We start from the raw sequence: 22813 nt of genomic DNA, 5'->3' as shown, positions 1-22813 counted from the left end.
GCATATTCGAGAGAGTGGCGGTATGACGTCGACACAGAGCAGCCCTCTCATCCGGACCTTCTTCGCCCTGCGATTCGCCACCGGTGTCGCAGCCTGGTTGGCCCCGAACAAGACCGGCCGCCTCATCGGACTCAACGCCGGCCGCGACCAACCATTCACGACCCAACTCTTCGGCTCCCGTGAACTCACACTGGCACTGGCGATCACCGATGTTTCGCCCAAGCTGCGCAAGCGCGCGTTGCAGATGGGCCTACTCACCGACCTGCTCGATGTCGTCGCCACCGCCCGAGGTGTTCGTGCGGGCACACTCTCGGGGACCGGCGCAATCCTCGCCGGAGGCGGCGCAGCGCTGTTCGCCGGTCTCGGAGTCGCCGCCTTGAACCACGGCGACCGGTCGATCAGGGCGACCGGGTAGGCACCGCAAGCGGGCCGATCACCCGCCACGTCCACGTGCTTTAATCGCCCCCATGCAGGATGAGCCTTCTGTAGACCCCAGTGGTCCTGACCAGTGGCTGGCGACGATCGGCGATATTTCTGTGTCGGAGTACTGGATATCGACCCCGGCCGGGCAATTTCCGATACGTGGCACCACGTGGACGGTCACGGACATGTCCACCACCGAAGAGCACTTCCCCACCGCGGCGATTGTTCTCGGGATCCTGTTTACCTTGGTCTGCCTGCTGGGCCTACTTATCTTGTTCATGATGAAGCAGGTGCGCCAAGTTGGGTTTGTTCAAGTCGTGGTTCACGGCGACGGGTTCGGCTACACGACGACGATTCCGGTATCACACCCTCAAGACGTCCTCGCCATCTACGACGAAGTCGAATATGCCCGCGAGTTGGCCGGTCAGACAACCTAGTTCAAAACTAGAGTAGGTCGTGGTTGAGCATCCGGCAGGCCGGCATCGGCGCGCCGTAGCGCCTCGTTCAAGATCTCATCGCCTGCATCTGCTTCGGAGTCAGCGACTACGTGCCAGTCAACACCGGGATACTGGGCGCGCCAACGATTGTCGCTCGTCTTGGTGATGATTGGGCGGAAGTGAGTGGCGTATTTCTCATGGAGGGCAGTGAGGACCTCGTGCATGTCGTGTTGGTCAGTCATAGTTTGGCTTCCTACTGCCATTGGCCCGGCGCTCAGGCCCCGACCGCCGTCAACCACTCGCCGTAGAAGAGCGCGACTCCGAGGCCGCTGGCGATTGCCCCAATCAGCCAGAACCGTATCGTCAGTGCGCTTTCCGTCCAGTCCATCAGCTCGAAGTGGTGGTGAAGCGGGGTCAATCGGAAGACCCGTCGTCCGGTCGTGCGGAACGCCACGACTTGGATGACGACGGAGGTCACCTCGGCCACGAACAGGGCACCGAGGATGACGGCCAGGAGCTCGGTGCGGCTGACCACCGATAAGCCGGCAATGATGCCGCCCAAGGCGAGCGAACCCGTGTCACCCATGATGATCCTGGCGGGTGCGGCGTTCCACCATAGGAATCCGATGCAGGCGCCGGCGGTGGCAGCGGCGACGAGTGCCAGATCGAGAGGGTCGCGGACGTGGTAGCAACCAGCCTCCTGGGCAAGGGCACATGAGTTTCGGAACTGCCAGAAGGTGATGAGCACGTAGGCGGCACTCACCATCGCCATGGTCCCCGCGGCGAGCCCGTCGAGCCCGTCGGTGAGGTTGACGGCATTGGACCACGCCGAGACCACGATGATGCAGAACAGGACGAACACCACGGCCGGCAGCGCGAACGAGGCGATCTCACGGACGTAGGACAGTTCGGCGCTTGCCGGTGTGAGACCGTCAGCGTTACGGAACTGCAGCGCGAGCACCGCAAAAAGGACTGCCGCGACCAATTGCCCAGCAGACTTGGCTCTCTTGTTCAGACCGAGATTGCGTGCGCGCCGCAACTTGATGTAGTCGTCGGTGAAGCCGACCGCGCCCAGCGCGGTGGCCAGTCCGAGAACCAGCAGACCCGATGCCGACGGGCCGCCTCCCCCGAATGCGAGCCCAATGAGGTTGGTACTCAAATAACTTGCCCAGATCGCGGTGAGGATAGCCAGACCGCCCATTGTCGGGGTGCCACGCTTGCGTTGGTGGGTCTGTGGGGCGTCGTCGCGGATCTCCTGACCGAAGCCCAGCCGGGTGAACATCCGGATCAGCACCGGGGTCAGCAGAATCGCGACCAACACGGCTATGCCCGCGGCGAACAGTATCTGGCTCATCGGCGACGCCGGTCGCTACCGCGTGATCCGGTCGACAACTGCACCCGATTGAAATCCAATCCCCCCATCGGGCCAGTATGGCCGATCCGCTGCTACATCGACCGGTCGGTGACGAAGTGTTGCCCGCTGCGTATGCCACCGACGACGGAGCCGGCCTGCTGTACCGCGGCACCACGTTGGTCGAAGCCGTCGCCGAAAACCGCACTGCCGGGGCGTACTTCGTCGAAGCGCGAGACGGCGTCGCAATCGAGACGGCGCTCGACGTCCGGCGGCTGTAGAACGAAGCATCCGGAGGGAGCCGAGGCTGCAGGACGGGCAGCCCAGACACGGGCGGCGGCGTGTACTGCGTTCCACCGTCCAGCACCCAGGTAGTTCTACCGATCCGGTCGCCCGCCGGGTCGCCGACGATGTAAGCCATGAGTCAGGAACACGACCGCGGCGTGATGTTGTCTGTCGCCGCTCTTGCCGCGATGGTCATCGCCTACCTGCTTACGTTCACGGTTCTCACTGACACTGATATGGCGTCTAGATTCGAGAACGGATTCGCACCGCCGGGAACCGACATCGCCGGCCTCCGCACCGCAGCTGTTAGTAGCATCGTCGCCGCGGCCGGGGCATGGGCGGCAGCCGTTGCAAGCCGCAGGGCCGTCCCGGTCGTGCTGATATTCATCGGTTCTGTACCGTTTGCGCCGCTGGCCCTGTTCGCACTGGGGCTGGCGTTCTGAACACCACGCGCCGCGATCCTTCCGATACCACGATCGAGGCCCGGGACTGCGAATACAACGACCATGGCGTCGGGATTCGAGTTCGACGAGAGTGATCTGCGCAAAGCCCGCCCGATGCCACCGATTGACGCTTCGCCAACTACGATGAGTCGTCCCTTAGGGTTGTAGAACACCTATCTCGGTAGGTCCCGAGCCCCCGTAGCTCAGGGGATAGAGCACGGCTCTCCTAAAGCCGGTGTCGCAGGTTCGAATCCTGCCGGGGGCACTCACGTTGTTGCAGGCCAAGGCCCATGTCCGGGCGGCCGCCAAAGCAAGCTCAATTTCCCACCAATGGCCGGCCGCTGGCCTGCCAGGCCTTCATTCCGCCCTCGAGTTCGACCACATCGGTATAGCCCAGCGATTTCAGCGCTTCGGCGGCCGTCGCGCTCATCGGGCCGGTTCGGCAGTAGATCGCGATCGGTGCCCCGCGATCGGTAGGCAGCTGATCAGCCTGCTCGGCGATCCGATCGAACGGAATCGACAGGTCCGTACCGGCGATGTCGCCTTCGAAAGGCACGTGGACGTTGATCGTCGTCCGGTCGGATTCACCTATGGCAGTGGCGAATTCATCAGGGCCGACCAGTCGATGCTGCACAACGCCCGCCGAGGCTCCCGTGGAGGCGGCCGGCGGCGCCGCGGCCGGCGAGCCACACGATGCCAACGACACCGAAGCCACGACCGCGATTGCACCGATGCACATCCTTGCGAACATGCCGAAAGAATACCCCTAGGGGGTACTTGCGCTCCACTTCTCGGCGGTGCTACGTTCGCCGTGTCAGATACCCCCTGGGGGTATTCAACGAAGGGAGCGGGATCGATGACCACTGCATCGACGCAGGTCGATTGGCATTTGCGCGGAGAATGGTTCGACGTGTGCAGCTGCAAGTTGCCTTGCCCGTGCAGCTTCGCCCAGGAGCCCACGCACGGCGATTGCCTGTTCACCTTGGTGTGGCACGTCCGCGAAGGGCATTACGGTGACACCGATTTGGCGGGTCTCAGCGTGATTGCCCTCGGCGAGTTCGCCGGCAACATGTGGATCGGCGACCCGAACGCGACGATGAAGTTGATGTTCTACATCGACGAGAAGGGTGACGCCGCCCAGCGAGATGCGCTCGAACGGATCTTCACCGGCAAGGAAGGCGGTTGGCCGGCCGAGTTCGGCAGCCTGATCGAGGAGTTGCGCGGCATCGAATACGCCCCGATCAGCTTCGAGGCCGCCGACGACCTCGCCTACTGGCGGGCCGAGATTCCCGGCAAGGTCGACTTGAAAGTGGAGGCCCTGACCGGCCCGACGGCCGATCCGAACCGACGGGTGACCACCACCAACGCCCCGGGCGCCGAGGTCGGCCCGGGCCAGGTCGCAACCTGGGGTGTGGTCAAGGAAGACCACGCCGTGGGCTTCGACTGGTCGCACGAGCACACCGGCGCCTCGAGCAAGCACTTCCCGTTCGACTGGCGCCCCGGGTCTGACGATGCGGACGGGGGCGAGGCGAAGACGGAAGCGCAAGCCTCCTGCAGCTGCGGCTGCTGAGTCGCGCGCCGGCGCCGGGCGGGAAGGCAGCGGCTCCCGCCTGGCGCCGGGTCACGGCGCATCGCGCCCTAGTTCAATCCGTTCGGACAGGATCATCGACTGGTCAGTTCCCGGCACGGGCAAAATTCGTCGCCACGGCTCGTCGCACCACCTGGCACGCGAGTCACACACGTTGGCTGGCAACACTCCGGGAAGACGCCACGGAACCCTATTTTCCTTGGCAAATGAATTCAACGCTCTGACCGGGAAGGCTTCGATGAGAGCAAATTGGCTGCACCGTGGCATTCCAGGCGATTCCCAGGAATATCGTGAGATGCACTAATGTTATCTGCAGACGGGGGTCTTGAGCTCGTACACAGCTAACAACCCGGAGGCGAGAAAGATGCGTTCGAAACTGAAGAAAGTCGCGGCGATCGGGCTGGGCACGCTGGCAATTCCGGTGGGCGTGGCCGTGGCGTCAGCCGCTCCGGCGTCTGCCGGTCCCGACATCTGCGCGACCGGTCCGTACGGCTACGTGCAGGCCTGCGTCGAGGGTCCCGGCTGGGGCCGTTGGAACGGCTGGGACAGGGGCTGGCACGGCCGCGGCCACGGACACGGCCACGGCGGCTGGGACGACTGAGCCGACTTAACCACGGGTAACGCCGTGGCGGGAATCTGATCCTGGATTCCCGCCACGGCGTTTTCTCGTTGAATGCCTGTAGTCACTCTCTTAGTTGTAGTAGCGTCGCCGCCATGGAGGACGTCTGGATTCTCGGTGGGTACCAGAGCGATTTCGCCCGCAATCTCAGCCGTGAGGAGGTCGACTTCGCCGGACTCACCCGCGAGGTTGTCGATCACACGCTGAACAGCGCCAGGATCGACGCCGCCGGCATCGGCGTCGTCCACGTCGCAAACGCCTTCGGCGACCTGTTCGCCGGGCAAGCCCACCTCGGCGCCATGCCGGCGACCGTGCACCCCGACCTGTGGGAAACCCCGGCGTCCCGACACGAGGCCGCGTGCGCGTCGGGCAGCGTCGCGACGCTGGCGGCTATTGCCGATCTGCGCTCGGGCGCCTACGACAGCGCCCTGGTCATCGGGGTGGAACTGGAGAAGACAGTGCCCGGCGACGCCGCCGCCGCGCACCTCGGCGCCGCCGCATGGACGGGCCACGAGGCCGGGGACGCCCGGTTCGTCTGGCCATCGATGTTCTCCGACGTGGCCGACGCCTACGACCGCCGCTACGGCCTCAACGCCGAACATCTGCGCGCCATCGCCGCGCTGAACTTCCGCAACGCCAAGGCCAACTCCCACGCCCAGACCCGGGACTGGACGGTGCCCGATCCCGTCGGGGATGACGACGCCACCAATCCGCTCGTGGAGGGACGACTGCGCCGGTTCGACTGCAGTCAGATGACCGACGGCGGAGCAGGGCTGGTACTCGTCAGCGACGCCTACCTGCGCGCACACCCGAACGTCCGCCCCATCGCCCGAATCGAGGGCTGGGGCCACCGCACCGTCGGTCTGGGTCTGCAACAGAAACTCGACCGCAGTGCGGCAGATCCGTATCTGCTGCCGCATGTGCGTCATGCCGTGCTGGACGCGTTCGGCCGCGCCGGGGTGACACTCGACGACGTCGACGGTTTCGAGGTGCACGACTGCTTCACCCCCAGCGAGTACTTGGCCATCGACCACATCGGACTGACCGGCCCCGGCGAATCCTGGAAGGCCATCGAGAACGCTGAGATCGAGATCGGTGGGCGGTTGCCGATCAACCCCAGCGGTGGGCTGATCGGCGGCGGGCACCCGGTTGGCGCGTCCGGGGTGCGGATGCTGCTCGACGCCGCCAAGCAGGTCAGCGCTACCGCCGGCCCGTACCAGGTCGAGGGCGCAAAGACGTTCGGCACCTTGAACTTCGGTGGCAGTACCGCCACCACCGTCAGCTTCGTCGTAGGAGGAGCCCCGCAATGAACACCGAGGTTGTGGCCAAGTATCTGTCCACGCTGCCCGAGGACGACGACCATCCGTACCGCACCGGGGCGTGGCGGCCACAGACCACCGAATGGGATTCCGACGACCTGCGGGTCATCGACGGTGAGATCCCGACCGATCTCGACGGTGTCTACCTGCGCAACACCGAGAACCCACTGCATCCGGCGTTACAGACGTACCACCCGTTCGACGGTGACGGCATGCTGCACATCGTCGGCTTCCGGGACGGAAAAGCGTTCTACCGCAACAGGTTCATCCCCACCGACGGACTGTTGGCCGAGATCGAGGCGGGCGGGCCGCTGTGGCCGGGAATCGCCGAACCGATCGAACTGGCCAAACGCGACCACGGCTGGGGTGCGCGCACGCTGATGAAGGACGCCTCCAGCACGGACGTGACGGTGCACCGTGGCGTCGCGCTCACCAGCTTCTACCAGTGCGGCGACCTGTACCGCATCGACCCGTACACCGGCGATGCCCTGGGCAAGGAGGATTGGGGCGGGGCGTTTCCCGCCGAGTGGGGCGTCTCGGCGCATCCCAAAGCCGACGACGCCACCGGCGAACTGCTGTTCTTCAACTATGGCAAGCAGGCGCCGTACATGCACTACGGCGTGGTGGATGCCGACAACCGCCTGGTGCACTACGTGGACGTCGAGCTGCCCGGACCCCGCCTGCCCCACGACATGGCGTTCACCGAAAACTACGTGATTCTCAACGACTTTCCGTTGTTCTGGGACGCCAAGTTCCTCAAGAGCAACGTGCACCTGCCCAAGCTGCACCGCGACCTGCCGTCCCGGTTCGCGATCCTGCCCCGTCGCGGCGCCGCCGGCGACGTCAAGTGGTTCGAGGCCGACACCACCTACGTCCTGCATTTCACCAACGCCTACGAGGACGGCGACGAGATCGTGCTCGACGGGTTCTTCCAGGGCGACGCGACGCCGGCCCTGGCGCTGGACAAGATGCAGACCCGCCTGCACCGCTGGCGGTTCAATCTGGTCACCGGCCAGACCCGCGAAGAGCAATTGTCGGACAGCATCACCGAATTCGGCATGATCAATCCCCGTCACGCGGGGCGTGACTACCGCTACGCCTACGCCGCCACCGGGAAACCGGGCTGGTTCCTCTTCGACGGGCTGGTCCGTCACGATCTGCACACCGGCTCCGAACAGCGCTATGCGTTCGACGACGGCGTGTACGGCAGCGAGACCGCCATGGCGCCGCGGGTGGGCAGCACCGGTGAGGACGACGGCTATCTGGTCACCATCACCACGGACATGAACGGCGACGCCTCCTACTGCCTGGTGTTCGATGCCGCCCGGGTTCCCGACGGGCCGGTGTGCAAACTCGCTCTGCCGGAACGGGTTTCCAGCGGCACCCACTCCACCTGGGCGCCGGGCGACGAGCTGCGCCGATGGCTGGTGCGTGACTGACGCTCCGTCCGGCGGCACCAACGCGGTCGGGCAGATGTTGGCTCTGGTCGGCGACGAATGGACGCTGCTGGTGATGCAGCAGGCCCTGCTCGGCGCCACGCGTTACGGGGAATTCCGGACCCGGCTGCCGATCTCCAACTCGGTGCTGACCCGCCGCCTCGGGTCTCTGACAGAAAACGGGCTGCTGCAACGCCACCGCTATCAGGAGCGGCCTCCGCGCGACGAATACCTGATCACCGCCCGTGGCCGGGCGCTGTGGCCGGTGCTGCTGTCCATCTGGGAGTGGGAACGCCACTGGGTGCCCGAGCACCGCGAATCCCTGCCTGCCATGCGGCATCTGCGGTGCGGCGCCGATTTCACCCCGGTCCTGACGTGCGGCAGCTGCGATGCACCGACCACTGCCGGCGACGTGACCGCCGTATGGGGGCCCAGCGGCGGCTGGGATCGGTCGCTGCCGGGGGCCACGACGCGGCGTCGCTCCGAGGGCGATCGGCGCGATTCCCCTTCCGGCCAGTTCCCCCAGACCATGAGCGTGCTGGGTAACCGCTGGGCGTTTGCCATCCTGGTCGCCGCCTTCACCGGCACCACCAGGTTCTCCGAATTTCAACGGGCGCTGTCCGCGTCGCCGGCGTCGCTCGCTGACCGGCTGCAGACGTTCCGGGCCAACGGGATTCTCGCCACCACCGACGAGGACCGCCAATACCGGCTGACCCCGAAGGGTGCCGCTTTCCTACCCGTTCTCGTCACAGCCCTGGCGTGGGCGCAGCGGTCGTTCCCGGCCGTCGAGGGCCCGGCGGTGCTCCTCACCCACACCGGCCACAGGCATCCCTTTTCTCCGATGCTGACGTGCGATCAGTGCAGTGAACGGCTCACCGGCGCAGCAGTGTCCGTCGTCGAATCGTGATGGCCAGCACCACCATCAGGGCGGCCCCGGTAAGCGAAACAGCGACCCACACCGGCCCGAGGTTTCCCGATGGCAAGGTTGCTACCGGTTCGGCCGAACCGGCCAAGGGTCGGTGGCGGCAGACAGTGGGGCGGCGTCGGCTCGCGCCTCCCGAACACTCGGCCACACCTCCGGACGAGTCCACGGCGAAACCATCAACCCTTTCGCCTCGGTACACACCATCACGAGCGCTTCGCAGCCGATAAACGTCTCTGAAATGCATCAACTAGGAAGAATCGCGCGCCAAAAAGTTCTGGCACTCTCCTGGATCGAGTGCTAATATCGGCGCTGCACAGTGATTGGTTGCCCGCCAGGGTGGCGGGCTCTGAGACGGTACGGGAGGTGAATTACTGTGCTTCGTTTTGATCCGTTCAGCGACCTTGATGTGTTGACCAGAAGTTTGCTGTCAGGTGACTCAGGGTCAACGCGTACACCCCGGTTCATGCCGATGGACCTATGCAAGATCGGCGACCACTACGTCCTGACAGCCGACCTTCCCGGTGTCGATCCGGGCTCGGTGGACGTCAACGTCGACAACGGCACACTCACCATCTCGGCGCATCGAACCGCTCGTTCGGAAGAATCCGCGCAGTGGCTCACCAATGAGCGGTTCTTCGGCAAATTCCGACGCCAGTTGTCGCTCGGCGACGGGATCGATACGTCGGCGATCTCCGCCACGTACGAGAACGGTGTCCTCACCGTCACCATCCCGATGGCTGAACGTGCCAGGCCCCGCAAGATCGCAGTGGCCCACGGTGCCGACCGCAAGTCGATCGAAACAACCACTGTCGACGCGGACTAATTGCCCCCGCCGCGGCGGTCCAGCCTGAACTTCAGGTTGGACCGCGCAGCGGGCCATTCGATGTCCAGGATCGAATACACCACGGTGTCGCGGCGGGATCCGTCCGGCAGCAGCTGTTGGCTTCGCAACACGCCGTCGAGCTTGGCACCGAGCCGTTCGATGGCCGCACGGCTGGCGAAGTTGAAGAAGTGGGTGCGGAATTCCACTGCCACACAATTCAACTCATCGAATGCATGCCCGAGCATCAACAGCTTGGTCTCGGCGTTGATGCCGGTGCGCCGGGCCGCGGCGGTGTACCAGGTGTGCCCGATCTCCAGCCGCCGGTTCGGTCCGTCGACATGCAGGTAGCTGGAAGACCCCACCAACTCGCCGTCGAAGTTGCGGACCACGAAGGTCACGCCGTGATCGGCAGCGCGCAACTCGAACATGCGCTGCACCCACTCGGCGGCACCGCCGGGCTTCGGCGTCATCGTGTACCAGAGCGAACCCAACTCACCGTCCGCAGCCGCGGCGTCGATCTCAGGGACATGCTCGGTCGTCAACGGTTCCAACGTCACCCACCGTTGCCCGGTCAACTCCACCGGCGTGACGAATTCACCCATCACTGGTCACCTAACGTCGACAGGAAGGACCACACCGAACACAACCCCGCAAGCACCGCCATCGCACCGCCGACGTACAGCCCGTAACCCGCGGCCACCAGGCCTTTGACGTTGAGCGTGTAGTACCACACCGTCAACGCCACCAGAGCCACCGAAATCAGCAGCCCCACAGCCGAAGCCCACCGCTGCGACAGGCCTCGCCCGGCCATAGCCCCCGCCACGATCAATCCGGCGCCCAACAGAACGATCAGCTGCCCGGCGCCGAAACTGCTGGGCGGCACGATGCTTCCCACTGCCCCGCCGATCGCATTGGCCCGGCCGCCGCCGTTGGCGCTGGTGGTCAGCCACGGCAACCAGGCGACCACCACCAGGACCGCAGCACAGAGGGCGATCAGCCACCCAGGGGCAATGCGCCACCCTGGACGCAGACGAACCATGACGACGAGACTATCGGTTGTGACCGAACTTCCCGATTGGGCCAGACGGCTCGACCTCGCCCCGCACCCCGAGGGCGGGTGGTACCGAGAAACGTGGCGCAGCGAACTGACGGTGAGCCAGTCCTCGCTGCCGCCGGGCTACTCCGGGCCCCGCAGCGCCGGCACTGCGATCCTGTTCCTGCTGATGCCCGGCCAACAGTCGGCCTGGCACACCGTCCGCAGCGCCGAGCTGTGGTTCCACCATCGGGGCAGCCCGCTGATCCTCGAGATCGGTGCGGACCGGAACGCGGCGGGCACGCGCCTGCTGGGTCCGGACATCGAAGCCGGGCAGCACCCGCAACTGCTGGTGCCGCCCGGCCACTGGCAGCGCGCAAAGCCCCGCGACGACGAGCCCGCCCTGGTCAGTTGCGTGGTGGTGCCGGGCTTCGACTTCGCCGACTTCGCGCTCAGCCCTGCAGCGACGACAGATTGAAGCCGGCCCCGGTCGGATCGGCCACCGCGGCCAGCCGCCCGTATGGGGTGTCCTCGGCTGCGCGCACCACTGAACCACCGTTGGCGATTACCAGCTCGATCGTCTTGTCCACGTCGTCGGATCCGAAGAACGTGGTCCACGCCGACGGCGCGCCTTCGGGAATGAACGCGGAACCGTCCATCACACCGACCAACTCCTCACCATCGAATGATGCCGTGCTGTAACGGAACTCATCGGTATCCGACACGACCTGGGTGGTCCAGCCGAACACCGTCCGGTAGAAGTCCAGCGCCTTGGCGTAGTCGCTGGTGGTCAGCTGGTGATACACCGGTGCGCCGGCCTCGTTGAACAGGGCGAAGCCGTCGTGCCCGGCAGGCTGCCAGATGCCGAAAAACCCGTTCGCGGTATCGGTCATCATCGCCATCCGACCCTTGGCCGGAATGTCCATCACGCCACCGCAATTGCTCCCGCCCGCAGCGATCGTCGCCGCCACCGTGGCATCGGCATCGGCGGTGTGCAGATAGGTGGTCCAGGCATCGGGTGCGTTCCACTGCGGATCGTTGCGCATCAGCCCGGCGACCACCTGACCGTCGACCGCCGCGGTGACATAGCCGCCGTACTCGGGGCCGCCGGTTTCGAACGTCCACCCGAACACCGCACCGTAGAACTGCTGGGCACGCTCAAGGTCGGACGTGGCCAGGTCGATCCAATTGGGGGCGCCCAGCGGGGCGCTCTGACGGGTAACCACGATATTTCTCCTTCACGGAATGGACAGTCGCTAGGTCTGACCACTGCCGCGCGGAAAACTCATCGCCGGTTCAACAGCTGATCGTCTGATCCGGCCGACCTCGGTCGTCCAGCGTGATGGTGGTCGGCCCACCCCGCAACAGCTCGACCCGCACCGTCCTCGGACCCGTCCACTCGACTTCTTTGAGCCCGTCACGGTCGCCGTTGACGCAACCCAGATAATTCTCCCGCGACAGCAGACCGTTGTGGGTGTGCACCTTCACCGACGTGATCGGGTCGATCGTGATCCCGCCGCCGCTGAACACGACCAACTCCATGTCACCGTTCGGTGACGGGAGCCGTTGGCTCTCTTCCCCACGTGCGCCGCCGGCAAGCAACATCGCAAACCACGCCATGCCGCCCCACACCACTCCGATCACAACGATCAGCACCACGCCCAGCCATTTGAGCACCGGCTGACGAATTCCCAGCCCCCAGGCAATCGCCAGGGCCGCGCAACCTGCGACGCCGAAGATCACCGGGTGGAGCAGAAACGGACGCAGCCGGTAGTAGTCGATCAGCAGAAACCCGGAAGCGACCAGACCGCAGAAGAATACGCCGACAATCGCTGATAACCCCGCGCCTACCCGCACGCAGCTACTGTACGCAGCTCACCGATAACGCTGCGCGACCTTGGCGCGGTGCTCGGCGGGCGAGCCGTAGAGCGAACGGTTGAGCGCTGCCCGCTTGAGGTAGACGTGCACCCCGCTCTCCCAGGTGTAGCCGATGCCGCCGTGCAACTGCATGGCCTTGCCGGCCACCTCGACAGCGGCCTCGGTCGTGTACGCCTTGGCCATGGAAACCGCGCGGGGATCGGGTGATGCGATGGCGGACCCGACGAGTTGTCGGGCCACCGAGATCTGCACCAGCATGTCGGCGCAGGCGTGTTTGACGGCCTGGAACGAGCCGATCGGACGACCGAACTGTTGGCGAACCCCGGTGTAGGACACCGTGGTTTCGAGCATGGCCTCCGCGACACCGAGACTGTCGCAGGCGACCGCGAGCGCGGCCCGGTCGGTGAGTGCGTCCAAGCCGGCGTCGGGATCACCATCGAAATGCCAGACCGCGTCCTCGTCGACCTCGACACCCTCGGCCGTCACGGTAACAAGCCTGTGGGTCTCGTCGAGCACCGGTTGCTCGGTGACCGTCAGCCCGGGTGAGTCTGCGGCGACGTCGACGAGCACCGCAACGCCATCGGCGTCACGGGCAGGCAGAAGCAGCCGCTGGGCTCCGGCAGCGTCCGGCACAAACGCGGCACTGCCGTGGATGCGCCAGCCCAGCCGGGTGGTGGCCAATTCGAAGGGCGCCGAATCGCCTGCTCCGGGCAGCGCGATCGCGGCCCGGATACTTCCGGACACCACCGCCTTGAGCAGTGCATCGCGCGATTCATTGGGGTGCAACGCATTCAGGGCACCGATGGCCAGCACGGCACCGCCCAGGTAACCGGTGGCCGCGGCGGCCCGACCGAGCTCCTCGCAGATCACCGCGACCTCGGCGAACGTGGCGCCCGCACCACCGGCATCCTCCGGCGTATCCAGCCCGACCCAGCCCGCCGAGACCAGCAGCGGCCAGTCGATGGTGTCCTTGGCCAGCAGATCGGCTGCTACCGAACGCAGCTCGTCATGGATCTCAGAAAATTCGCTCATCACACCGCACTCGGTTCTCGAGGCAGGCCCAGACCGCGCTCACCGATGATGGTGCGCTGGATCTCGCTGGCGCCGCCGGGGATGGTCCATTCCCACGATCCGATGAAATCGAGCATCCAGGATCCCGACTCCCACCCGCTGGAAGCCGGTTTGGTCAGCACGGTGTGGGCGGCCAGGCCGCCGATCTCCGCACCGAAACCCGTCATCCGCTGCAACAATTCGCTGTAGTAGAGCTTCACGATCGAGGCGTCGGCCGGTCCGGCCTTCCCTGCTTCGGTGCGCTCCACCAGATCCCGGCACAGCCCGCGCAAGCCGGAGAGCTCGATCTCGAACTGCGCCAGCCGATCTGCCACCACCGGATCGTCGACAGGGGCAGCTTCGAGCAGCCAGTTGAAGCCCGCATTGCCCAGCCGTTCGGACAGCTCGAGCATGGTCATACCGCGCTCGGCACCGAGCGTGGCCTGGGCCACCTGCCAACCCTTGTTCACCGGGCCGATCAGATTGGCCGCGGGCACGGCCACGTCGTTGAGGAAGATCTCGCAGAAATGCGAATCCCCCACGGCATTTCGAATCGGCCGCACATCGATGCCGGGTGTGGTCATGTCCATCAGGAAGTAGGAGATGCCGTGCCGCTTGGGTGCGTCCGGATCGGTGCGGGCCAGCAGCAGGCACCAGTCGGCGTGCATCGCGCCACTGGCCCAAAGCTTCTGGCCGTTGACGATGAAGTTGTCGCCATCAGCTCTGGCCGTGGTGCGTAACGCCGCGAGATCGGATCCGGCTTCCGGCTCGGAGAAACCCTGAACCCAGATCTCGCCGTCGAGAATGGCAGGCAGGTGCCTCCTGCGCTGCGCGTCGGTGCCCGCGGCCAGCAGTGTGGAAGCGGCGTGGTGGATGCCGACGAACGCCAGCACCAGGCGGGGCGCATCGTGGGCGGCCAGTTCCTGGTACAGCACGATCTGTTGAGGCACGGACATACCGCCGCCCCATTCGGCAGGCCAGTGCGGCACAGCGTATCCGGCGGTGTGCAGCTCGGCGAACCAGGATTTCTGGAAGGACACGAATTCGTCGTCGCCGACGCCGGTCTGGTTGGGGCGCCAGTCCTTCGGGACGTGGAGTGCGCACCAGTCCTTTACTGTGGCGCGGAAATCATCGAGGTCGGTCATGACGAGAACAACCCGGTGAGTCCGCGCCGGCCGAGCCGGGCGGTGAGGGTATCGCGGGTCTTGGAGACCCCGAATGGCAAGCGGCGCAACGGCTGACTGTAGCGCGACAGCCAGGACAGTACGGTCTCGTCGCAGAAGCCGACGGCTCCGTGCAGTTGGTGGCATACCCGGAACACCACCTCGGCCGCCTCGATCGTGGCCAGTCGCAGAGCCAGTGCGTCGTTGATGGCCTCGTCTGCGGGGTGGATGCCCAGGCTCCACAGTGCGTGTTTGGCCAGCATGTCGGCACCGCTGCGCTCCACTTCGGCGTCGGTCAGCTGGAACTGCACACTTTGGAAGGCCGAAAGCGGCTGACCGAACTGCTTGCGCAGACTGACATGCGCGATGGTCAGGTCGATGGCCCGATCCAGCATGCCGAGTAGCGTCCACGACGGCAGCACCAGGGCCAGGGCGACATCTGTGGTGCCCGCGTCGTCCAGCGCCGACAGTTCCAGTGCGGTGGCGAACGACGGACCTGACGCACCTGTCTTGGTCACGGTGCTGCGCCGACCATCCAATGTGACAGTGGCCCAACGGTTGTCCAAGCCCTGCAACGCCGCCTCGGGCGCGTCGGGATCGACGATGACCAGGCCGTCGACGTCGAGGTTTGCCGGGCGCGAAAGCCGCTCGGCCACCGGATACGGCAGCGCCCAATAGCCCGCACTGCGGCACAAGGCAGCCGCGGCCTCCAACGAGTCCGCATCGCTGCGCGGCTCCAACTCGAAAGCGCCGAGGCTTTCCAGCACGGGGGTGGTCAGGTCGGCGCGGGTATCGGGTTTGGCGTCGGCCTGGGCCAGCAGCTGATCGCCGCCGGCGGCTTCGAATGCCTTGAGAGCCTGGCGGCCATATTCTTTGGCGTCATCACTGAGATCGAGAATCATCGCCGTCACGCCTTTCCGGCCAGCATGGTGCGCGACAGCAGGATGCGCTGCATCTCGATGCTGCCCGAGGACACCGTGGATGCCTGCGAGTACCGCCAGTGGTCCTCGACCTCGGCACGGAAGTATTCGATGCGGCTGTCCTCACCCCGCGGCAGTGCGGCCGCTATCTCCATGAGCACCTCGGCACTCTCCTGATCCAGCCTGGTGACCGCGATCCGATATGCCGCGGAGTCACCGGGATTCACCCGCCCGGTCGCCTGCATCGACACCACCCGGTAGGCCATCAGCCGGGCCCGGCGGCAGTGCGTGAGCATCCGGGTCCACCGGCCCCGCAGCTCGGCGGGCAGCTGTTCCCATTTGTCGCCGAGCACCTCAGGCGCGGCCTGCAGCAGCCGCTCACAACGCGCGTAGCGGGCGATACCGACGCGCTCGAAGGACACCACGTCCTGCACGATCGACCAGCCCTGATCCACGGTGCCCAACACATCGGCCTCGGTCACCTTGAGATCATCGAAGAACACCTCGTTCAGATGGTGCGGGCCCATCATCGTGCGAATCGGGCGCACCGTGATCCCCGGGGAATCCATCGGCACCAGGAAGATCGTCATGCCCTGTTGCTTCTTCTCCCCCTTGGAGGTGCGAGCCAGCAGGAAGATCCACTGCGCCATGGTGGCGTACGAGGTCCAGATCTTCTGACCGTTGACCCGCCAGCCGTCGTCCTCCCGGCGGGCGAAGGTGCGCAGCGAGGCCAGATCGGAGCCGGCCTCTGGCTCGGAAAAGCCCTGGCACCAGATCACTTCACCATTGGCGATCGGCGGCAGGTGTCTGCGCTGCTGTTCTTCGCTGCCGTGCCGCATGATGATCGGCCCGACCCAGTTGACGCCCATGTACTGGGCCCCGCGTGGTTCGTGGTGCGCCCACATCTCCTCGCGCACCACGGTCTGTTCCCACACCGAGGCGTCGCCGCCGCCGAACTCCTTCGGCCACGACATGCACAGCAGATGCTGCTGCGCCAGCGTCCGGCAGAACTGCTGGGCCACCGCCAGATCGGCAGGGTCGTCGGTGAACGCGCCGAGGAAGTCGGCGGGCACCTGGTCGGCGATCAGCTCCCGCAGCTCACCGCGTAGCGCGTCGGTCGCCTCACCAAAGTCGAAATCCACTCCTGGCCTTTCTATCGCGGACCGAGTTCAGCGAGCACCTCGGCGGTGTCCGCGCCCAGTTCCGGTGCATACCCGGCGATGTGTCCCGGGGTACGGGAGAACCACGTGGGCACACCAGGCATGCGCACCCGGCCGTGCGGGGTGTCGACGGTTTCGAACAGTCCGACCGCGTTGAGATGCTCGTTGTCGAAGAGCTCATCCGGCGTGAGCATGGGAGCCGCCGGAATCTCCAACTCCGCGAACAGGTCCAGCCACTCCGCGGTGGTGCGCTCCTTCAGAGTGCCTGCCAGCAGCCCGTACACCGTGTCGATCTGGCGGGCGCGCTGCTCCAGCGTCGCGTACTCGTGGCTGTCCCAGGCCGGTTGCACCCGCTCTATGAACGCATTCCAGTGCTTGTCGTTGTAGATCAGCGCCGCGATGTGACCGTCCTTGGTCTCATACGGCCTGCGGTTCGGGGTGACCGCCCGCGGGTACACCGCAGGACCCAGCGGAGGGTCGAACATGGCGCCGTTGGCATGTTCGACCAGCATGAAGGAGGCCATGGTCTCGAACATGCTGACCTCCACCTCCTGGCCCTCGCCGGTGCGCTCCCGGTGGAACAGCGCCATCGTCGTCGCATACAAGGCGGTCAACCCGGCCACCTTGTCGGCCATGATGGTGCCCACGTAGGAGGCCTCGCCGGTCAATTGCTGTTGCACCGCAGGCAATCCGCATTCGGCCTGGATGGTGTCGTCGTAGGCAGGCCGGTCGGCATCCGGGCCGCGGCGGCCGTACCCGTAGCAGTTGGTGTAGACGATGCCCGGGTTGATCGCGGCCACGTCGTCGTAGCCGAAGCCGAGCTTGCTGATGGCCTTGGCGCGCATCGAGTGGATGAACACGTCGGCGTCGGCGATCAACGCCCGCAGGTCCACCTTGCCCTGCTCCGACCGCAGATCCAGCACCACACTGCGCTTGCCACGGTTGACGTTGACGAACACCCCGCTCATGCCGGGGGCCGGCCCCACCGAGATGTATCGGGTGTTGTCGCCGGCCGGCGTCTCGACCTTGATCACGTCGGCACCCATGTCGGCCATGATCTGCGTGCAGTACGGCCCCATCACCATGGCGGTGAGGTCGACGACCCGAACCCCTTGCAATGGACCGGTTCTCATGATCGGGCTCCCTCTGCTGCGCGTCCGAAGCTGTAGCGAATGTGGTCGGCGTGCCCGTCGGGAACGACCGGGAAGATCACCGGTTCACCCATGTCACGGATGCGGTCGATCTGCTCGCCGACCTCCTCGACGGTCCACGACGGCTGGTACACCCCCGGCGATTCGGCGACGACGGCCCGGGCCATCCGCCCGGCGATCGCCACGAAGAACTCGCCGGTGACCGAACACGTTTCGTGGGCCAGCCAGCCCACTGCGGGGGCCACGAGGTCCGCGCCCATCGGCGGGTAGGCCGAGGTATCCAGGCCCTCGGCCATTCGGGTCACCGCGCCCGGAACGATCGCATTGCACAACACACCTTCGGCGGCACCTTCCAGTGCCACCACGTTGCACAGCCCGAGGATCCCGGCCTTGGCCGCAGCGTAGTTGGCCACCTGATGGTTGCCATACAGCCCGCCGATCGACGAGGTCAGCACCACGCGGCCGTACCCGGCCTGGCACATGAGCGGAAAAGCCGGGCGCACAACGTGGAACGCACCGCGCAGGTGCACGTCGAGCACGGCTTCGAAATCGTCGTAGGTGAGTTCCTTCAGTGAGCCCCGGCGCACCGTGCCGGCGTTGTGGATCAGGATGTCGATGCGGCCGAAGCGCTCGATGGTCGCGTCGATGATGGCCTGACCGCCTTCAGCGGTGGCCACCGAAGCGGTGACGGCAATGGCTTCTCCACCGGCCGAGACGATTTCGTCGGCCACCTGCTGCGCCGGTGCGGTGTCGGCACCGTCTCCGGTGAGGCTGCCGCCGGGGTCGTTGACGACGACCTTCGCGCCCTTCGAGGCCAGGAGCAGGGCGTATTCGCGGCCCAGCCCCCGGCCGGCGCCGGTGATGACGGCGACGCGATCGTCGAATCTCAGAGTGCTCAAGCGAAGGGCTCCTCGCCCTCGAGCTTGGTCCGCTGCAGCAGCCGGCCTGACGTCGGGTCATAAGGGGTGGCCCGGTGCATGGTTCCGGTGTTGTCCCAGATCACCAGGTCACCGACGGTCCATTTGTGCCGGTAGGTGAAGTCGGGTTGGGTGGCCCAATCCCGCAGCCGCACCAGCAGTTCGGCGCTTTTGCGGAAGTCGATCGGGCCGTCGGTGTCGACGATGTGTCGTGCGGTGGCACCCAGTACCAGTGACTTGCGACCGGACTGATGGGTCCAAACCAACGGCAGTTCCCGGTCACCGATCGCCATCATGCGGCGCAGGGTCTTTGCCGTGGGTTCCGGGTCGTAGTAGAACAGCGTGTTCCACGCCGAATGCATCACCCGCATGCCCTCGATCTCGGCCTTGTCCTCGTCGGACAGGTCGTCGTAGGCGGCATAGGTGTTGCAGAACTCGGTGTCGCCTTCCTCCGGGTTACCGAGCGCCACGCTCTGCAGCAGCGAGGCCAAGATCGGCACCTCGTTCATGGTGCCGTCGATGTGCCAGTACAGCGAGCCCTTGAGGTAGTCGGCCTGCTTGTTCACCTCAGTGTCGAGGGAGACTTTGTAGAGCTTCTCGCCTTGGTGCTCGGGAGCGAACGTGCCGAGAGTCTCGGTGAACGCGATCTGCTCGTCGTCGCTGAACCCGATCTGCGGGAACACCAGCACCCCGCGCTGCTCGAGCAGTTCCCGGATCCGCCCGGCATGTTCACCCGATAGCAGCGTGGCCTTGTCGGCAATGATCTCGGTTCCGATGCGGGGCTTGATGTCCCGGGTCTGCAGAGCTGTGGACGTGGTCATGAGGTGAGCTCTAATCCCTCGAGGTCGCCCTTGTCCCGCCAGTCGGCGATCAGCTCATCGAAGGCATAGAAACCTGGCGAGTAGAAATCACCCAGGAAGGCACCGTTGCGTTCCGCTCCACCGCGGCCCTCGTTGTTGTAGTAGCCGGGCGTGCACGACAGTTCGAACGCCGAATTGTCGATCGCCAGTTCGCGGACCGTCGCGACCCACGTGTCCTGGCCCTCCTGGCTGGGCTCGACCGTGGTGGCGCCCCGGTTCTGCGCCTCGGCGATGATGTAGGCGATGTGCTTGGCTTGCTGTTCAAACATCGCCGTGGTGTTGGCCGACACGCCGCCCTGGATGAAGCCCATGAAGAACTGGTTGGGGAATCCGCGGCTGGTCATCCCGTGCAGGGTCTTGTAGTCGTTCTGCCAGTAGTCGAACAGCGACAGTCCGTCGCGACCCACGATGCTCTCGATCGCGAACCGGCGGCTGATCTCGGTGGAGATCTCGAAGCCGCTCGCGAAAATGACGCAGTCGACCTCGTATTCGACGCCGTCGGCGACGATGCCCTTCTCGGTCAGCCGTTCCACACCCTTGGATGCCGAGACGTCGACGAGCGTCACGTTGGGGCGGTTGAACGTGGACAGATAGTGCTCACTGGATGTCGGTCGCTTGCACATGAAGCGGTAGTACGGCTTGAGCGCCTCGGCAGTACCGGGATCCTCGACGATCTCGGCGACCAGACGACGCAGCCGCTCCATGATCTTGAAGTCTTCCTCTTCCCGGAAGGCCATGATCTGCTCGATGGTCACTTCGGCGGGGTTCTCGCTGGCCGCGATCCGGGCGGTCAGGTTGCGCCCGAGCTCGGTCCAGAAGTCGCACACCAGGTCTGGTTCGCCGAACACCACACCGACGAACGGCGACCAGTTGTGGAAGTTGCGCTTGCGCTCCTCCTGCCAGCCCGGTTGCAGGGACGCCGCCCACGCCGGATCGGTGGGCGGGTTGGAGCGGGCATCGACCGACGACGGGGTCCGCTGGAAGACGAACAACTGCTCGGCGTCGCGGCCGAGGTGCGGCACCAACTGGATGCCCGTCGCACCGGTGCCGACCAGGGCGACGCGCTTGTCGGCCAGCTTGTGCAGGCCGCCGTCAGCGTCGCCGCCGGTGTAGTCGTAATCCCAGCGTGCGGAATGGAATACGTGTCCCGTGAAGTCCTTGATGCCGGGGACGCCCGGGAGCTTCGGCCGGTTGTAGGAGCCCTGCGCCATCACGACGAAGCGGGCCCGGATGTCGTCTCCCCGGTCGGTGCTGATCTGCCAGCGCTGCGTCGCGTCGTTCCACCGCATGTCGCGCACCTGGGTGGAGAACAGGGCACCGTCGTACAGGCCGAAGTGCTTGCCGATGTTGCGGCAGTGCTGGAAGATCTCGGCACCGTCGGCGAACTTCTTGCTCGGCATGAAGTCGAGTTCTTCGAGCAGCGGGATGTAGCAGTAGGCGTCGTTGTCGCACTGGATTCCCGGGAAGCGGTTCCAGTACCAGACCCCGCCGAAGTCGCCGGCCATCTCGATGACGCGGATACCCTCGACGCCCGCCTTCTTCAGGTACGCCCCGGCCAGCAGGCCCGCGAAGCCGCCACCGAGGATGACGACGTCGGAGTCCTCACTGACCGGATCCCGTTCGGCCACCGTTGTGTACGGGTCTACCTCGTAGAACTCGGCGAACTCGCCTTCCAGTTCCAGGTACTGGTCACCACCTTCGGGCCGCAGCCGCTTGGCCCGCTCGGCCGCGTACTTCTCCCGGATCGCGTCGATGTCGAAATCGGCGGGAGTGTCGGTGGGACCACACGTTGTTTCCGTCATGCGTTGGCCTTCTCGGGCAGCGCGGCGGCGTGCAGCGGGGCCGGCATATCGTGCACCGCGGGCAGCACCTCGGCGGCGAACAGCTTGGTGGACTCCATCGCCTTCTCGTACGGCATCGTGCCGAACTGCGGAACGATGGTGACCTCGCAGAACGAGCAGGCCTCCTGCGCGGCCTTGAGCTTCTCGAACACCGTCTCGGGCGTGCCGATCAGCAGGTTGGAGGCGTGGTATCCGGGCGGGCCGCCCTTCTTCTGGTTACCGACCTCCGAGGCGAGCACAGCAGTGGCGCTGGCCTCGCGGGCGGCGTAGGCCTCATAGCCCTTGACGCCCTTGAAGTTCGACGCATCGGCGAAGCCGTAGTGCACGTTGACGTCGCGGTTGGCGGTCCAGATCCACTCCTCGGTCTGGGCCACTTCGTCCTCGGAGCCCACGCAGTACATGAACATCACGTTCTTCGGCTGACAGGGCCCCAGGCCTTCTTCGGCGCGGAAGGTGTTGACCTTGCGCACCTCTTCGCCCGCGTCGGTGATCGGCTTGTTGCCGACGAACAACGGAACCATGCCACGCCGGGACAGGATCTCCAGCGACTCGGCCGTCGAGGACGAGCTGTAGATGCGGTCGAACAGGTCGGTGCTGATCGGCTCGGGCCGCAGCGACATCTCCGGGAAGCTGAAGATCTTGCCCTCGTAGGAGAACCGCTCACCTGAGAACGCCAGTTTGAGGATGTCCAGTGTCTCGTTGAAGCGGTCGCGGCTCTCCTCACGCGGTACACCGACCGCGGCGAACTCACCCTTCGACACCCCGCGGCCCAGGCCGATCGTGGTGTAACGACCGTTGGACACGATGTCCAGGTAGGCGATCTGGGTGGCCAACCGGATCGGGTTCCACCACGGCACCACCGCCACGAAGGTGCCCAGGCTGACCCGCTCGGTGCGTCCGGCGAAATACGTCAGGGCCTGGATCGGGTTGGGCGTCATGCCGTATGGCGTGCCGTGGTGCTCGGGGAACCAGATCCCGTCGAAGCCGAGCGGCTCGGCCAGATCACCGAGGGCCAGCGCGGCTTGCACGCACTTGTAGTCCGGCGTGGCCGGCGGGGTGCTGAAGTCACCGGCGAGCACGCGCTCCCAGTCGTGGGAGTTCTGCGCCCCGGTACCCAAATTTACTTTCATTGCGTCTCCTTACTCGGCGATTTGGGTGCGTCTGGTAACGCTGGGCGTTACTGGATGCACC

General features: G+C 65.6%; 26 protein-coding genes and 1 tRNA gene. 12 read left to right on the top strand and 15 right to left on the bottom strand.

The window, feature by feature from the left end; translation table 11 throughout:
- The first annotated feature begins 22 nt into the window (after positions 1–22).
- Entirely contained in the window at positions 23–415 is a 393-nt protein-coding gene (locus AB0876_RS03015; RefSeq protein WP_491837511.1) for a hypothetical protein, read from the top strand.
- A 52-nt stretch (positions 416–467) separates the two neighbouring features.
- Positions 468–860 (top strand): hypothetical protein, encoded by a 393-nt coding sequence (locus AB0876_RS03010; RefSeq protein ID WP_491837510.1) that lies wholly within the window; start codon positions 468–470, stop codon positions 858–860.
- 274 nt (positions 861–1134) lie between these two features.
- Here the strand turns inward: AB0876_RS03010 and mraY are convergent, their stop codons facing one another.
- Positions 1135–2214, bottom strand: a complete 1080-nt coding sequence (gene mraY, locus AB0876_RS03005; RefSeq protein WP_526041163.1) for a phospho-N-acetylmuramoyl-pentapeptide-transferase — start codon at positions 2212–2214, stop codon at positions 1135–1137.
- Between the two features lie 77 nt (positions 2215–2291).
- Between mraY and AB0876_RS03000 the strand changes: the two genes are divergently transcribed.
- From AB0876_RS03000 to AB0876_RS02990, 3 genes are all read left to right on the top strand, one after another.
- On the top strand, positions 2292–2492 hold the full coding sequence (locus AB0876_RS03000; RefSeq protein WP_526041162.1) for a hypothetical protein: 201 nt from the start codon (positions 2292–2294) through the stop codon (positions 2490–2492).
- Between the two features lie 138 nt (positions 2493–2630).
- Positions 2631–2939 (top strand): hypothetical protein, encoded by a 309-nt coding sequence (locus AB0876_RS02995; RefSeq protein WP_526041161.1) that lies wholly within the window; start codon positions 2631–2633, stop codon positions 2937–2939.
- 192 nt (positions 2940–3131) lie between these two features.
- A tRNA-Arg gene (locus AB0876_RS02990) sits at positions 3132–3204 on the top strand.
- Between the two features lie 51 nt (positions 3205–3255).
- On the opposite strand, the gene AB0876_RS02985 is transcribed toward AB0876_RS02990, so the two are convergent.
- Entirely contained in the window at positions 3256–3690 is a 435-nt protein-coding gene (locus AB0876_RS02985; protein WP_526041160.1) for a rhodanese-like domain-containing protein, read from the bottom strand.
- 105 nt (positions 3691–3795) lie between these two features.
- On the opposite strand from AB0876_RS02985, the gene AB0876_RS02980 reads away from it, so the two are divergent.
- The 6 genes from AB0876_RS02980 (at position 3796) to AB0876_RS02955 (ending at position 9649) form a co-directional block, all read left to right on the top strand.
- Complete coding sequence (locus AB0876_RS02980) at positions 3796–4509, top strand: DUF1326 domain-containing protein (protein WP_526041159.1); 714 nt, start codon at positions 3796–3798, stop codon at positions 4507–4509.
- Between the two features lie 382 nt (positions 4510–4891).
- Positions 4892–5128 carry a hypothetical protein gene (locus AB0876_RS02975; protein ID WP_491837503.1) on the top strand — a complete coding sequence of 79 codons (237 nt, stop codon included), beginning with the start codon at positions 4892–4894 and terminating at the stop codon, positions 5126–5128.
- A 113-nt stretch (positions 5129–5241) separates the two neighbouring features.
- Positions 5242–6456: an acetyl-CoA acetyltransferase gene (locus tag AB0876_RS02970; protein WP_526041158.1), complete on the top strand. Its 1215-nt coding sequence runs from the start codon at positions 5242–5244 to the stop codon at positions 6454–6456.
- Positions 6453–7904, top strand: coding sequence for a carotenoid oxygenase family protein (locus AB0876_RS02965; RefSeq protein ID WP_526041157.1), 1452 nt, complete (start codon positions 6453–6455; stop codon positions 7902–7904). Before AB0876_RS02970 ends, AB0876_RS02965 begins: the two co-directional genes overlap by 4 nt.
- Positions 7905–7938: 34 nt before the next feature.
- On the top strand, positions 7939–8808 hold the full coding sequence (locus AB0876_RS02960; protein ID WP_491837565.1) for a winged helix-turn-helix transcriptional regulator: 870 nt from the start codon (positions 7939–7941) through the stop codon (positions 8806–8808).
- Between the two features lie 391 nt (positions 8809–9199).
- Positions 9200–9649 (top strand): Hsp20/alpha crystallin family protein, encoded by a 450-nt coding sequence (locus AB0876_RS02955; RefSeq protein WP_064881352.1) that lies wholly within the window; start codon positions 9200–9202, stop codon positions 9647–9649.
- Here AB0876_RS02955 and AB0876_RS02950 read toward each other — a convergent pair.
- The gene (locus tag AB0876_RS02950) at positions 9646–10251 is read right to left on the bottom strand and encodes a GNAT family N-acetyltransferase (RefSeq protein ID WP_491837500.1); all 606 of its coding nucleotides are present in this window, start codon (positions 10249–10251) and stop codon (positions 9646–9648) included. The two genes, AB0876_RS02955 and AB0876_RS02950, sit on opposite strands and share 4 nt — an antisense overlap.
- Positions 10251–10688 (bottom strand): hypothetical protein, encoded by a 438-nt coding sequence (locus tag AB0876_RS02945; protein WP_526041156.1) that lies wholly within the window; start codon positions 10686–10688, stop codon positions 10251–10253. Before AB0876_RS02945 ends, AB0876_RS02950 begins: the two co-directional genes overlap by 1 nt.
- A gap of 19 nt (positions 10689–10707) precedes the next feature.
- Here AB0876_RS02945 and AB0876_RS02940 point away from each other — a divergent pair, with 19 nt between their 5' ends.
- Positions 10708–11160, top strand: coding sequence for a cupin domain-containing protein (locus AB0876_RS02940; RefSeq protein ID WP_491837498.1), 453 nt, complete (start codon positions 10708–10710; stop codon positions 11158–11160).
- Here AB0876_RS02940 and AB0876_RS02935 read toward each other — a convergent pair.
- From AB0876_RS02935 to AB0876_RS02885, 11 genes are all read right to left on the bottom strand, one after another.
- A complete protein-coding gene (locus AB0876_RS02935) occupies positions 11135–11908 on the bottom strand; it encodes a VOC family protein (protein ID WP_526041155.1) in 774 nt (257 codons plus the stop codon). The genes AB0876_RS02940 and AB0876_RS02935 overlap by 26 nt on opposite strands.
- 70 nt (positions 11909–11978) lie before the next feature.
- Positions 11979–12539 (bottom strand): hypothetical protein, encoded by a 561-nt coding sequence (locus tag AB0876_RS02930; protein WP_526041154.1) that lies wholly within the window; start codon positions 12537–12539, stop codon positions 11979–11981.
- An 18-nt stretch (positions 12540–12557) separates the two neighbouring features.
- A complete protein-coding gene (locus AB0876_RS02925) occupies positions 12558–13592 on the bottom strand; it encodes an acyl-CoA dehydrogenase family protein (RefSeq protein ID WP_526041153.1) in 1035 nt (344 codons plus the stop codon).
- Positions 13592–14755, bottom strand: coding sequence for an acyl-CoA dehydrogenase family protein (locus tag AB0876_RS02920; protein ID WP_526041152.1), 1164 nt, complete (start codon positions 14753–14755; stop codon positions 13592–13594). Before AB0876_RS02920 ends, AB0876_RS02925 begins: the two co-directional genes overlap by 1 nt.
- Entirely contained in the window at positions 14752–15675 is a 924-nt protein-coding gene (locus tag AB0876_RS02915) for an acyl-CoA dehydrogenase family protein (RefSeq protein ID WP_491837564.1), read from the bottom strand. The genes AB0876_RS02920 and AB0876_RS02915 overlap by 4 nt, the downstream gene beginning before the upstream one ends.
- Before the next feature lie 5 nt (positions 15676–15680).
- A complete protein-coding gene (locus AB0876_RS02910; protein WP_526041151.1) occupies positions 15681–16835 on the bottom strand; it encodes an acyl-CoA dehydrogenase family protein in 1155 nt (384 codons plus the stop codon).
- An 11-nt stretch (positions 16836–16846) separates the two neighbouring features.
- Positions 16847–17986 carry a CaiB/BaiF CoA transferase family protein gene (locus tag AB0876_RS02905; protein ID WP_526041150.1) on the bottom strand — a complete coding sequence of 380 codons (1140 nt, stop codon included), beginning with the start codon at positions 17984–17986 and terminating at the stop codon, positions 16847–16849.
- Entirely contained in the window at positions 17983–18903 is a 921-nt protein-coding gene (locus AB0876_RS02900) for an SDR family NAD(P)-dependent oxidoreductase (protein ID WP_526041149.1), read from the bottom strand. The genes AB0876_RS02905 and AB0876_RS02900 overlap by 4 nt, the downstream gene beginning before the upstream one ends.
- Positions 18900–19742, bottom strand: coding sequence for a TauD/TfdA dioxygenase family protein (locus AB0876_RS02895; protein ID WP_491837490.1), 843 nt, complete (start codon positions 19740–19742; stop codon positions 18900–18902). Before AB0876_RS02895 ends, AB0876_RS02900 begins: the two co-directional genes overlap by 4 nt.
- Entirely contained in the window at positions 19739–21583 is a 1845-nt protein-coding gene (locus tag AB0876_RS02890) for a flavin-containing monooxygenase (protein ID WP_491837489.1), read from the bottom strand. Before AB0876_RS02890 ends, AB0876_RS02895 begins: the two co-directional genes overlap by 4 nt.
- On the bottom strand, positions 21580–22752 hold the full coding sequence (locus AB0876_RS02885; protein WP_055117395.1) for an LLM class flavin-dependent oxidoreductase: 1173 nt from the start codon (positions 22750–22752) through the stop codon (positions 21580–21582). Before AB0876_RS02885 ends, AB0876_RS02890 begins: the two co-directional genes overlap by 4 nt.
- Positions 22753–22813: the final 61 nt, after the last annotated feature.

It is taken from the genome of Mycobacterium sp. NPDC049093, assembly GCF_040704635.1.
GTDB lineage: Bacteria > Actinomycetota > Actinomycetes > Mycobacteriales > Mycobacteriaceae > Mycobacterium.
This window is presented reverse-complemented; position numbering and strand designations above follow the sequence as displayed.